The sequence below is a fragment of the Rhodoferax sp. UBA5149 genome (genome assembly GCF_002413825.1).
Taxonomy (GTDB): Bacteria; Pseudomonadota; Gammaproteobacteria; order Burkholderiales; family Burkholderiaceae_C; genus Rhodoferax.
In genome coordinates this window covers 1-11,314 of the sequence record NZ_DHXT01000149.1, presented here as the reverse complement: position 1 = coordinate 11,314, position 11,314 = coordinate 1, and the positions used below count along the sequence as shown (strand labels likewise).

Below are 11,314 nucleotides of genomic sequence, written 5' to 3'. Positions count from 1 at the left end.
GTGGTGTTTGGCGGCATGGACATGAAGCCGCAGACGCTGGAACTCAAAAAAGGCGTCGAAATTCTGGTGGCCACGCCCGGCCGCCTGCTGGACCACATTGAGGCCAAAAACACGGTGCTCAACCAGGTGGAATATGTGGTGCTGGACGAAGCCGACCGCATGCTGGACATCGGTTTTCTGCCCGATCTGCAGCGCATCCTGAGCTACCTGCCCAAGCAGCGCACCACGCTGCTGTTTTCCGCGACCTTCTCAAGCGAAATCAAGCGTCTGGCCAGCAGCTACCTGCAAGACCCGGTGACGATTGAAGTGGCGCGCTCCAACGCCACGGCGTCGACCGTCGAGCAGCATTTCTACAGCGTGGGCGACGACGACAAACGCCACGCGTTGCACCAGATCCTGAAGCAACGCGGAATGAAGCAGGCCTTTGTGTTTGTGAACAGCAAACTCGGTTGTGCGCGGCTCGCGCGCTCGCTGGAGCATGAAGGCCTGAAAACGACCGCACTGCATGGCGACAAAAGCCAGGACGAACGTCTCAAAGCACTCGACGCCTTCAAAAAAGGCGAGGTCGATTTGCTGGTCTGCACCGACGTGGCTGCGCGCGGACTGGACATCAAGGATGTGCCTGCCGTGTTCAACTTCGATGTCCCCTTCAATGCCGAAGACTATGTGCACCGCATTGGTCGCACCGGGCGCGCCGGCGCTGCGGGCCTGGCGGTCACTTTTGTTTCCAAGAGCGATGCCCGTCTGGTGGCCGATATTGAAAAACTCATCAAAACCAAAATTGGCCTGGAGGCCGTGGAGTTTGATGAAGATGTGCCGGATATCCGCAAGCAGGGTCGCATCAATGACGGCCGTCGCATGTACGCCGAAGGTGCGCAGGACGACTCCCGCCATGGCAGCCACCGGGCCGGCTCGATTCGGGATGTGGCGCACGAAGGGCAGTTCGCCCGCCAGGATCGCCCACCGCGCCGTGATTTCACGCGACCAGCGCCGGTGTCGCGCGACCCGTTCTTTGACAAGCCCTACGAAGCGGCACCTGCCGCAGAGGTGACGCCTTCCTGGGAGGCGACCACCGCCCGGCACGGCGCACGCAGTATTTCGGCCAACATCAAGCCCAAGCGCCGGGTGGCAGCGCTGTTCAAGGCTGAAGTAACGTCTTGATATGAGCGCTGGCCCGACGTTTGCGTTGGGCTTTTTTTAGCCGGGCTTTTGCGCCTGCTCACACTTGACTTGAATTAGCTCTTGTTGGAGCATGGCGCTGGTCTTGGCGCCGACTGAGCGCCCCGTGCCGCCCACGCGCAACGCGCTCAGACAGCCGCCCCACACGCAACCCGTGTCCAGCGAGAGCACGTCGCTACGCCCTAGCCAGCCCAGCGTCGACCAGTGGCCAAAGGCCACCGTAAGGCCTGCCGTCTGACGGCCCGGCACATCAAACCACGGCCAATAGCCTGGCGGCGTGGCCCCAGCGCCTTCTTTGCTGGCGAATTCCATGCGGCCATCGGCGTCACAAAACCGCAGTCGGGTGAGGGCGTTCACAATCACGCGCAGCCGGGCCGTGCCGCCCAGTGTGTCGCTCCAAAAAGTCGGTTCATCGCCGTACATCTGGTGCAAAAAATCGCCTAGCGCCGGGCCACGTAAAACGGTTTCCACCTCGGCAGCCAAGGCGATTGTTTTGATGGCGGTCCACGCCGGCAAAACACCGGCATGGACCATCAAGACCTCATGCCCTTCCACCTGTTCGAGAATCGCCATGCGTTGCCCCCGCAGCCAGTCCAGCATCGCCGGCCGGTCGGGGGCATCCAGAATACCGCTCAAAGTGTCTTTTCGGCTCGGCTTGCGCACGCCATAGGCAATGGCCAGCAGGTGCAGGTCGTGGTTGCCCAGAACACATTGAACCGCCCCACCATAGCCCATCACACGGCGCAGCACGCCCGCCGAGTCCGGCCCGCGGTTGACCAGATCACCCAGCATGTAGAGCGTGTCGCGGCTCGCCGAGAAAGAAATTTCATCCAGCAAGCGCTGCAAGGCGCTGTCGCAACCCTGCACGTCACCAATCAAGTAAAGTGCCATGGTGTTTATTCTCGCTGCTGATCCATGGAATTATTGCTGATTGTTTTCTTGACCCTGCTCAACGGTGTGTTTGCCATGTCGGAGTTGGCCCTGACGGCGAGCCGCAAAGCGCGGCTGAACGCCATGGCGGAGGCCGGTGACAAAGGGGCGCAGGCGGCGCTCGCCTTGCTTGGCAACCCCAACCAGTTCTTGTCCACGGTGCAGGTCGGCATCACCTCCATCGGTGTGCTCAATGGCATTGTGGGGGAGGCCGCGTTCAGCGAAGGCGTGGCGGTGTGGCTGCACGGGTTTGGCGTGGCCGAAAAAGCGGCCGCCATTTCGGCCACCGCCATCGTGGTCACGCTGATCACCTTTACCACCATTATTTTTGGTGAGCTGGTGCCCAAGCGCATCGGCCAGTTGCACCCGGAGCCGGTAGCCCGCTGGGTATCGCGTCCCATGTTGTGGCTGGCCACTGCTGCAGGCCCGTTTGTGAAATTGCTGTCCGGCACCACGGCGGCGGTTCTCAAGTTGCTGCGTATTGATATCAATGCATCGCGTGCGGTGACGGAGGAAGAAATTACCGCCAGTCTGGAAGAGGGGGTTGACGCGGGCCTGATCGAACGACATGAGCACCAGATGGTACAAAACGTTTTTCAGCTCGATGACCGGCCACTGACCTCGCTGATGGTCCCTCGAACTGATGTCGAATGGCTTGATGCTACTAATACCGTAGCACAAAGCCTAATGATGGCCGGGGCCGGAGGAAAAAAAGGTGCGCATTCCTGGTATCCGGTGTGCCGTGGCTCGCTCGACGACGTGGTGGGCGTGATCAGTGTTGCCCGTCTGCTGGAACTGGGCGTCGACACGTCGGGCCCGATCGAGGCGTACGCCATACCCGCGTCTTTTGTGCCCGAGACCCTGAGCGGCATGGAGTTGCTGGAGCAGTTTCGCGCCAAGGCGGGCCGGTTTGTGTTGGTGGTGGATGAGTATGGCGTGGTGCAGGGCTTGCTGACGCCGCGCGACCTGTTGGAGGCCATCACCGGCGAATTGCAGCCGGGGGCACAGATTGATGCCTGGGCCACGCAGCGCGACGACGGCTCGTGGCTGCTGGACGGCTTGATGCCGGTGGGCGAGCTCAAGGTCCGTCTGGGGCTGGGCGATCTGCCTGAGGAAGACCGCGGCCGCTACAACACGGTGGCCGGTCTGCTGATGTCGGTCTCGGGCCACCTGCCGGCCACCGGCGAGCGCATCGAGTGCGCGGACTGGCTGTTCGAAGTGGTTGACCTGGACGGCAAGCGCATCGACAAGGTGCTCGCCAGTCGGCTTGCCGGGTCGGGCGCGGACTGACTCAGCCGCGCGTGACGACGCAGTTGCGTCCGCTGTGTTTGGCATCGTAGAGCGCTTCGTCGGCATCCTTGATCAACGCTTCCGGGCAGCTCGTGGCCGGGAACTGGGACACACCGGCGGAAAAAGTGGCTTTGAACCGGGTGTCCTTGAACGCATACTGGATGAGACTGAAATCGCGACGAATGCGGTCCAGAACGTCGAAGGCCTGATCGGCATTGGAGCCCGGCAAAATCACCAAAAACTCCTCGCCGCCATAGCGTCCCACCAGATCAGTCTTGCGCAGGCGCTGCTTGAGGAGCCAGGCCAGGCTTCTGATCACCTGATCGCCCATCGGGTGACCGTATATGTCGTTGACCGTCTTGAAATAATCAATGTCGATCATGGCCACCGCCAGCAGTCCGTTGCTGCTGCTGGCCGCGTTGACGGCCGCCGCCAGCCGCTCCTTGGAGGTGCCGTGGTTGAGCAGGCCGGTGAGACTGTCGTGCTGCATGGAGCGGCGCAGCGCCCGGTAGCGCTCTATCTTGCTCTTGACCACGGCGTTCAGGAACACCGGGTTGAACGGCTTGGTGAGGAAGTGCTCTCCGCCCAGACGCAGGGCGTCCACTTGCAGGGCGACATCGCCGTCGCCGGACAAATAGATGACGGGTGTCGACAGAAACTCGGCATGCTGGCGAATGACCCGCGTCGCTTCCACACCGGTGCAGTCCGGCATGTACATGTCCATCAGGATCAGGTCAGGCTGAAAGCTGCGCAGCCCGGTGAGCACCTCGTGCGGCTGGGTCACGGCAAACGACTCGATGCCGTTCTGCTTGAGCGTGCGCTGGATCGACTTGCTGGCCGTCAGCGAGTCCTCCACCACCAGCACGCGGTAGGGCGGTTCTTCCTCATTGCTGCACAGCTCGATGATCTTGGTCAGGATGACGGCTTCGGGCGTTGCGTCGGCAAAGCAATAGTCGCAACCCGCCCGCAGAGCGGCCTTGAGGTTGTTGAAGTCAGCCTGGAACTTGTGAAGAATCAGTTTGCTGGCCGAGAAGCGGGCACGCAAAGCCTCGATGTGCTCGCAGGCCTCTTCGAGTGACATGCCCTGCGTGTCAAGCAGCAAAATAGCCGGCTCCTTGATCTCGGCCGGAACATTGTGCCAAGGGAACACCTGCGCCTGGATAGCGAAGTAGGCAAGTTGCGTCATCAAGGGCTGCCATTCGTCTGCCGTGTTGCCAATCAGCCAGACCCGGTGGGTCGGGACGACGTCAGACGATATGTCAGTTTCGCAGTGCGCGCGACGATCGGCCACCGGGCGACTGTTGCTGTCAATGAATCCGGCGACGCGTGCGCCCAGCCCTTCAATCCGGCTGCGTAAATGGTCCAGCGTGGCGGGCGGTATCTGCTGCCGGTCGGCCTCGTCAAACAGGGAAAGGGCTTGCTGCTCCAGGCTGTGTGACATCTGGTGCAGGCCCGACAAGCCTTTGCCCTGCAGAAAATCAGAAAAGCTTGACAGGCAAACAGCGAACTCGACAAAGGGCTCAAAGCCCGGTGAAGCGACATACGCTTCCCATTTGTGGCGCAGCTCGTCGCTTTTTATCTTCAACTCAGCGGGGGGGCATGACATCTTTTTTTACCCGAACGTGAAGTCTGGAATTATGGCGCACCGTGGCTAGGCGCGCCCGGCCAGCCGGTAGGCCAGCAAGCCGGCCAACTCGTGCAAAGCCAAGTGCCATTTGGCGGCGGCCTGCGCCAGCGAGTATTGTGTCCATGGTGTGTGCATGCCAGCACGAAAGTCCACCGGATAAGGCGTGACGTTCCAGCCCGCCGTGCGAAAGAGCGCCATGGCGCGTGGCATGTGCGAGGCCGAGGTCAATAGCAGCCAGGGCTGGGCCGGGTTCACGCCTGGCACCTTGGCGCTGAAAATGGCATTTTCATAGGTGGTATGCGAAGCCGATTCATATATCACCCGTTGCGGGGCAACACCCATGCTGTCGAAGAAAATTTTGGCACGCGCAGCTTCGGTCAAACCGTTGGCAAACAATTCGCCTTCGCCACCGGTGAACAGCAAACGCAGATGCGGGTACTGCTGCAGCAAGGCGATGGGCACCGTCATGCGTTCCGCGGCGTCGTTCAACGCGACCTGGCCGTGCCCCTGCCACACGTAAGCGGGCTCCAGCGCGCCGCCCAGCACCACCACGCCCGCGTACGGCAGCAAAGAGGTCCCTGGTGCGGGCCCCGGCTGCTGTGCTTCAAGCTGGCGCAGCAGTGCATCCGGCAGCGGTTCCCAGCCCTGCAACAGCAGCACCGCCAGGGCGGCCCAGCTCAGCCGCAGGCCCCAATGGCGTCGAACCGGCATGCACAGCAGCCCGCCCAGCAACAGAACCACAACCCAAGCCAGTGGCTGAGTGGCAAACGAAAGTAATTTTGAAGCGAGAAACATGGGGTCTGATAAAACGGCCGCAGCAGGAATTTCCCCTGCTGGCGGCGAACAAACCGACTCGCCTGGATCAGCGAACGGTCAGAAATGCGAAAAAAGAAAAGGGGAACTATAGCGCCCTGGTGAAGCCGGTTCTGCGAAGTGGCCCGTTGCGCTCGAACCTGCGCCGGTCCCGCAGTGTTTCACGTAATTTTTCGAGTCGGAGTTTTTCGATCAGCAATTCAACAGCCCGCAACTCAGGCCCTGCGTGATGTTGCTGAACCGCATGTCTCCTCTCCAGCAACTGGTGCCATTTACGCTCCAGGTCCAGCTTGGCTATCAACAACTCGATATCGCTCAGCTTACTGTCCATGTTGTCCTCATGATTGCAATGTCGTTATTTGTGCATTGCTTTGCGTGTCGCCTGTCTGAATGGTAGCAACAGATGCCTTCTTGACGAGAAATTATTTGCGTCGGCGTCCGCGCTCATTCGCACCCCTTGAAATTGCGCCGCTGACAGTCACGCGCCAGCTGCTGTGCCTGGGCAATTTGCTCAAGCGTCATTTCCCTGGCAATGCTGTTGCGGTTCTTGGCGGCGCCCTCATAACCAGCCCCTGCAGCAAGAGCGAACCACATGTACGCACGAACAAAATTTTGCGTGACGCCTTGCCCGTCGAAATACATCCCGCCCAGATTGAACTGTGCCGCCGCATGGCCCTGCGTTGCTGCCAGCCGATACCACTTGGCCGCCTGCGCATAGTCTTGCATGACGCCGCGCCCGACGTCATGCATCACCCCCAGGTTGAATTGCGCCGTCGCATTTCCTTGTGCGGCCAGTGGCCGGAAAATTTTCAGCTCACTAGCATAGTCAACGCCTTCATGGGGCGCCCCCGAATCGTCGACGGGTCCGGCCCAGGTCGTACCGAGGCCCAGCATCAGCACCGTCATCGCGATAAGTAGAAGTTGTTTCATCGGTGAGTAGGCCCACAGCGCGCGCGGTCCGAGGGGGCCTGTGTTTGCCCCAGCAGTTGATGGCCAAGGTGGGCTGGGTTGTGCCTTACGTATCGACCCCACCGTGGCTCTCTTGAGCCAGGAAGACCAGCAGGACAATGAAGCCAATCACTGGCAGCAGCACGATCAATTGCCACCAGCCACTCCGCTGGGTGTCGTGAAGTCTTCTGCTGGCGGCTGCATGGACGGGAGCAGCGTCGCCAGCGTAAAGAGGGCGCTCAGCTTGGGGCTGATCACTGACGCTGCCGCACTGACCAGGAGAGTGAAAAGAACAAACCACCAATATTCGGAACGCGATGCCCGGCCACTGAAATCAGCATATTTTGCGAAGCAAATTTTTATGGATTCCTGAAATGTCATTGTGTCCCTTTGATGAAGTTGCGCCATCGAAATTCCCCGCCGGTTTAACGGCGGATTACTGCATTGTGGTGCACGGTTCATCTGTCGTCTATCCCTCAAGAGCGTGAGTCGCGCAGCGCTGGGCGAATTCTGGCGGAACACCGCACGCCAGCACTACACTACAGCGGCAACCGCTAGCTACACGGAGGTGATTTGGACAGTACCGTGACAATCTTTCTCAGGCTACCCCCGCTGCGTGAGCGGCAGGCGGCGTCTGGCAATGGTGAGAATGGCTGCTAAGACCATGCCATTTCTTGCCTATCTGCGTCGCTTGCTGCTGACCTTGCTGTTGGCAATTGTCGGCATCCCGGGGCAGGCGGCGGCGCCACCCAGCGCCATCCGCGTTGTTCTTGACGACAACTATCCGCCCTTTAGTTTTCGCGATTCCAAAGGTCAGGTACAGGGCATTCTGAAGGGCTTGTGGGGCTTGTGGCAGCAACGCACGGGAGTGGCCGTTGACTTCCAGGCGATGGACTGGGCCAAGGCGCGCGCCACCATGGAAAGTGGCCAGGCTGACGTGATCGACACGATCTTTGTAACCGAGGAAAGGCGCAAGATCTACGACTTTTCGCGCCCCTACGCAAGGATCGAAGTCCCGATCTTTTTCCACCGGAGCATCACGGGCATCACCGACGTGGCATCGCTCAAGGGCTTCACGATTGACGTCAAGGACGGCGACGCCTGCATTGACTATCTCAAGGCCCACGGCATCGCCGAGTTCAAACGCTACGCAAGTTACGAGGCCCAGGTCAAAGCGGCAATTCGGCAGGAAATTCGTTTGTTCTGCATTGACAAACCGCCCGCTTTCTATTTCCTCAACCACGAACGGGCGGCCGATGAGTTCCGCTATTCGCCGCCGCTTTATGTCGGCGAATTCCACTGGGCGGTGGCAAAAGGCAGGACCGATCTCAAGCAGCTGGTCGACGAAGGATTTTCGCGCATCAGCGCCGAGGAACGCTCGGCCATAGAGTCCCGCTGGCTAGGGGCAGCCCTGGGTGACGGTTTTTGGCCGGGCGTCGCCCGCTACGGCGGTTATGCGTTGTTTGCAGTGGCGCTGGTCATTGTGATCCTCTTCCTCTGGAACCGGACCCTGCGCCAACAGGTTGTCGCCCGCACCCGTGAACTGTCGGCAACGCTGCGCTCCCTGGGGGAATCCGAGAGCCGCTTTCGCACCCTGTTTGAGCAGGCCAACGATGCCGTTTTCATCCTGCGCGGGTCCACCGTGCTGGACTGCAACCGCCAGGCTGAAGCCCTGAATGGCATTCCCCGGGACAAGATCATCGGTGCCGCGTTGATGCCCGCTTCGCCGCCGATGCAGCCCGACGGGCAGAAGTCCGGGGACGTCTTGCGCGACATGCTGGCCAAAGCCGATGCCGGGCATGCGGCGGTTTTCGAGTGGCGCGATCTGCGGCCCGATGGCTCACTGCTCGATGTGGAAGTCAGCCTCAGCCGCGTCGATTTCGGCGGCGAGCCTTGTTTGCAGGCCATCGTGCGCGACATCACCGCGCGCAAAAAGGCCGAAGAAAAGATCAAGGAGCTGGCCTTCTTTGACCAACTCACCGGCCTGCCCAACCGCACCTTGTTGCTGGATCGTCTGGGGCAACTCATCGCCGCCAGTTCGCGCAGCGGCAACTATGGTGCGATGCTGTTCATTGACCTGGATAACTTCAAAATCCTCAACGACACGCTGGGTCACGACATGGGCGATCTGCTGCTCACACAAGTCGCGCAACGCCTGAGCCTGTGTGTGCGCGACGGAGACACGGTAGCCCGATTCGGGGGCGACGAATTCGTGGTTGTGGTGGCAGGATTGAATTCCGATAAAGAAGAGGCCGCCACCAATATAGAAGGCGTTGCCGAAAAGATTCTCGCCGCGCTCAACCAGACCTACCAGCTCGGCGACGTTGCGCAACGCAGCACGGCCAGTATTGGTGTGACCGTGTTCAGAGGCGACCAGGTCACGATCGATCAGCTGATGAAGCAGGCCGACCTGGCCTTGTACAAATCCAAGGGCGCCGGTCGCAATCTGATCCACTTCTTTGACCCCACGCTGGAATCTGCCGTGAAGGAGCGTTCGGCGCTGGAAAAAGATCTGCGCTACGCCCTTGAAGAAAGGCATTTCCTTCTTCATTACCAAGCCCAGATCGGGGGCGACGGCCGCGTGACTGGCGCCGAGGCCCTGGTCCGCTGGCAGCATCCCCAATATGGCATCGTGTCTCCGGCCGAGTTCATTCCCCTGGCCGAAGAAACGGGCTTGATTCTGCCTTTAGGCCATTGGGTTCTGGAAACCGCTTGCATGCAATTGGCAAAATGGGCCACCCAACCGGCAATGGCCCATTTCACGATTGCAGTGAATGTCAGCGCGCACCAGTTCCGGCAGCCCGGCTTCGTCGATCAGGTACTCACGGTACTCAAGAATTCCGGGGCCAATCCACAGCGACTCAAGCTGGAGCTGACCGAAAGCTTATTGGTATCCAACCTACAAGAGGTGGTTGAGAAGATGTTCACGCTCAAAGCGCAGGGCGTGGGCTTCTCGCTGGACGACTTCGGTACCGGCTATTCCTCGCTGTCTTATCTCAAGCGCCTGCCGCTGGACTATTTGAAGATCGACCGGTCGTTTGTGCAAGATGTGCTCAATCACCCCAACGATGCGGCTATTGCCAAAACCATCATTACGCTGGCTCAGAACCTTGGAATGGGCGTGATCGCCGAAGGCGTGGAAACTGCGGCGCAACGAGACTTTCTGGCGCGTTCAGGGTGCTTTTCCTACCAGGGCTTCCTGTTCAGCCGACCGTTGCCACTGGAAGATTTTAAGCAGTTTTCGCGTCAAATTTGAGGCTTGGCTGGCGGCTACACATGGCATCGTGAGGCTGGCACGCCGACGCATGAACTGCAACGCTTGGGAGGTTGGAAAACACAGTCCATGGTGGAGCGTTATGCGCATGTTGCGCCGGAAGGTCTGCAACTTGCCGCGAGTCGACTGGATACCTATCTCGGTGCTTGATCGGGTTGAGACTGTCAGGTACATTGGATGATGCAGTCTTCTTCGGTCAAATATCCTAATTGAAGTGACGTTTATATGCTCTCAGAATCTTTGATCGAACCTCCCACGGCCTATGTTGATACCAACGTATTCAAGTTTTCTGCAACTGAATTGATTAGATATGTAGGACAAGAAAAGCGCGTGAGATGGGGGCCCATCGAGGAAGTTGGGTTGGTGTTTACTGAAGCAGTAATCAATCCAAATGACAACATCAAAAATATCGAGCTGAAGTTGGAAGCAGAGGTATTACCGCACCTTGCCGAGCAAGGCCGGACGGGTCGAGTTCGTTACGTCATTTCGGACGAATCTCAATATGAAATTTGGGGCCTGCCAGCGCTCGATAGTGAGACGGGGAGCTTTTACGGTGCTCCGCTGGAGTTCATTGAGGCCCCGTTTAAGTATGAAAGAGTATGGGGTGGGCTTGGAATAGATGGCAAAGCAGCTCAGATGGATTTTCTCTGCTCCATTAAAGACAAACGCTTTTTGGCGTTCCAAAAAGCCACAGGTGCATATCAAGGTGCGGAATTGCCGAACAGGAATCAGATGATTGATGCATTCCACCTTTGGTGCGCAGAACACAACAATTGTGATTATTTCCTCACTCTTGACTTCAGCCTTATTAGTGCTCTCGAACGGACAAAGTTAAAGACTGATGTACGAATAGTTAGACCGACAGACCTTTACCGAGTGCTATCGAATCCGCATGGTGTCTGAGGGATTGAGCGTTTTGATCAAGCAGGTTTGGCCGCAGGCCGTTTCGTCAGGTCGTTTTCATTGCGTGATAAGACCTGTGCTGCCACCACAAATAAACTTGCAAGGAAATGGAGAGGTGAAACATAATCATTGAACGATTACGTACTGACTACATGAAGAAGGGGATAGACCATGGAAGCCTACCCCCTTTTCATTTGGTGCCGGAGAGATGAATCGAACACCCGACCTTCTCATTACGAATGTGAAAATAAAAGCATTCGCCCCCGTTGATTGAAGCCCTACAATCAATATAAATCAACAGCTTACAAGCGATGCACTGGATAGGTGAATGGGCTATCCATTTAGCTCCA

The 11,314-nt window shown here is 58.7% G+C and carries 11 protein-coding genes; 4 read left to right on the top strand and 7 right to left on the bottom strand.

Annotated elements, in window-relative coordinates; genetic code table 11:
- On the top strand, positions 1 to 1,161 hold a 1,161-nt coding region (locus tag B3V69_RS12815), incomplete at its 5' end, for a DEAD/DEAH box helicase (RefSeq protein WP_296447112.1).
- Between the two features lie 36 nt (positions 1,162 to 1,197).
- On the opposite strand, the gene B3V69_RS12810 is transcribed toward B3V69_RS12815, so the two are convergent.
- Positions 1,198 to 2,070: a symmetrical bis(5'-nucleosyl)-tetraphosphatase gene (locus tag B3V69_RS12810; protein ID WP_296447110.1), complete on the bottom strand. Its 873-nt coding sequence runs from the start codon at positions 2,068 to 2,070 to the stop codon at positions 1,198 to 1,200.
- Between the two features lie 24 nt (positions 2,071 to 2,094).
- Between B3V69_RS12810 and B3V69_RS12805 the strand changes: the two genes are divergently transcribed.
- Positions 2,095 to 3,399 (top strand): hemolysin family protein, encoded by a 1,305-nt coding sequence (locus B3V69_RS12805; protein WP_296447108.1) that lies wholly within the window; start codon positions 2,095 to 2,097, stop codon positions 3,397 to 3,399.
- A gap of 1 nt (position 3,400) precedes the next feature.
- On the opposite strand, the gene B3V69_RS12800 is transcribed toward B3V69_RS12805, so the two are convergent.
- The 6 genes from B3V69_RS12800 to B3V69_RS12780 form a co-directional block, all read right to left on the bottom strand.
- Positions 3,401 to 5,005: a GGDEF domain-containing response regulator gene (locus B3V69_RS12800; RefSeq protein WP_296447106.1), complete on the bottom strand. Its 1,605-nt coding sequence runs from the start codon at positions 5,003 to 5,005 to the stop codon at positions 3,401 to 3,403.
- A gap of 45 nt (positions 5,006 to 5,050) precedes the next feature.
- Positions 5,051 to 5,821: a YdcF family protein gene (locus B3V69_RS12795; protein ID WP_296447104.1), complete on the bottom strand. Its 771-nt coding sequence runs from the start codon at positions 5,819 to 5,821 to the stop codon at positions 5,051 to 5,053.
- Positions 5,822 to 5,927: 106 nt separating this feature from the next.
- Positions 5,928 to 6,170 carry a hypothetical protein gene (locus tag B3V69_RS12790; RefSeq protein WP_296447102.1) on the bottom strand — a complete coding sequence of 81 codons (243 nt, stop codon included), beginning with the start codon at positions 6,168 to 6,170 and terminating at the stop codon, positions 5,928 to 5,930.
- A 113-nt stretch (positions 6,171 to 6,283) separates the two neighbouring features.
- The gene (locus B3V69_RS12785) at positions 6,284 to 6,769 is read right to left on the bottom strand and encodes a tetratricopeptide repeat protein (protein WP_296447100.1); all 486 of its coding nucleotides are present in this window, start codon (positions 6,767 to 6,769) and stop codon (positions 6,284 to 6,286) included.
- Between the two features lie 85 nt (positions 6,770 to 6,854).
- Positions 6,855 to 6,938 carry a hypothetical protein gene (locus B3V69_RS20665; RefSeq protein ID WP_349679214.1) on the bottom strand — a complete coding sequence of 28 codons (84 nt, stop codon included), beginning with the start codon at positions 6,936 to 6,938 and terminating at the stop codon, positions 6,855 to 6,857.
- Positions 6,935 to 7,168, bottom strand: coding sequence for a DUF805 domain-containing protein (locus tag B3V69_RS12780; RefSeq protein ID WP_349679213.1), 234 nt, complete (start codon positions 7,166 to 7,168; stop codon positions 6,935 to 6,937). The genes B3V69_RS20665 and B3V69_RS12780 overlap by 4 nt, the downstream gene beginning before the upstream one ends.
- Before the next feature lie 283 nt (positions 7,169 to 7,451).
- Between B3V69_RS12780 and B3V69_RS12775 the strand changes: the two genes are divergently transcribed.
- On the top strand, positions 7,452 to 10,043 hold the full coding sequence (locus B3V69_RS12775) for an EAL domain-containing protein (protein WP_296447098.1): 2,592 nt from the start codon (positions 7,452 to 7,454) through the stop codon (positions 10,041 to 10,043).
- 243 nt (positions 10,044 to 10,286) lie between these two features.
- Positions 10,287 to 10,964, top strand: coding sequence for a hypothetical protein (locus B3V69_RS12770; protein WP_296447097.1), 678 nt, complete (start codon positions 10,287 to 10,289; stop codon positions 10,962 to 10,964).
- Positions 10,965 to 11,314 lie beyond the last annotated feature (350 nt).

Bases quoted from the DNA above. Each gene is read 5' to 3' on its own strand.
- B3V69_RS12790 (WP_296447102.1), bottom strand. From the start codon at position 6,170: ATGGACAGTAAGCTGAGCGATATCGAGTTGTTGATAGCCAAGCTGGAC.
- B3V69_RS12805 (WP_296447108.1), top strand. From the start codon at position 2,095: ATGGAATTATTGCTGATTGTTTTCTTGACCCTGCTCAACGGTGTGTTT.
- B3V69_RS12810 (WP_296447110.1), bottom strand. From the start codon at position 2,070: ATGGCACTTTACTTGATTGGTGACGTGCAGGGTTGCGACAGCGCCTTG.
- B3V69_RS12795 (WP_296447104.1), bottom strand. From the start codon at position 5,821: ATGTTTCTCGCTTCAAAATTACTTTCGTTTGCCACTCAGCCACTGGCT.
- B3V69_RS12785 (WP_296447100.1), bottom strand. From the start codon at position 6,769: ATGAAACAACTTCTACTTATCGCGATGACGGTGCTGATGCTGGGCCTC.
- B3V69_RS12800 (WP_296447106.1), bottom strand. From the start codon at position 5,005: ATGTCATGCCCCCCCGCTGAGTTGAAGATAAAAAGCGACGAGCTGCGC.
- B3V69_RS12780 (WP_349679213.1), bottom strand. From the start codon at position 7,168: ATGACATTTCAGGAATCCATAAAAATTTGCTTCGCAAAATATGCTGAT.
- B3V69_RS12775 (WP_296447098.1), top strand. From the start codon at position 7,452: ATGCCATTTCTTGCCTATCTGCGTCGCTTGCTGCTGACCTTGCTGTTG.
- B3V69_RS12770 (WP_296447097.1), top strand. From the start codon at position 10,287: ATGCTCTCAGAATCTTTGATCGAACCTCCCACGGCCTATGTTGATACC.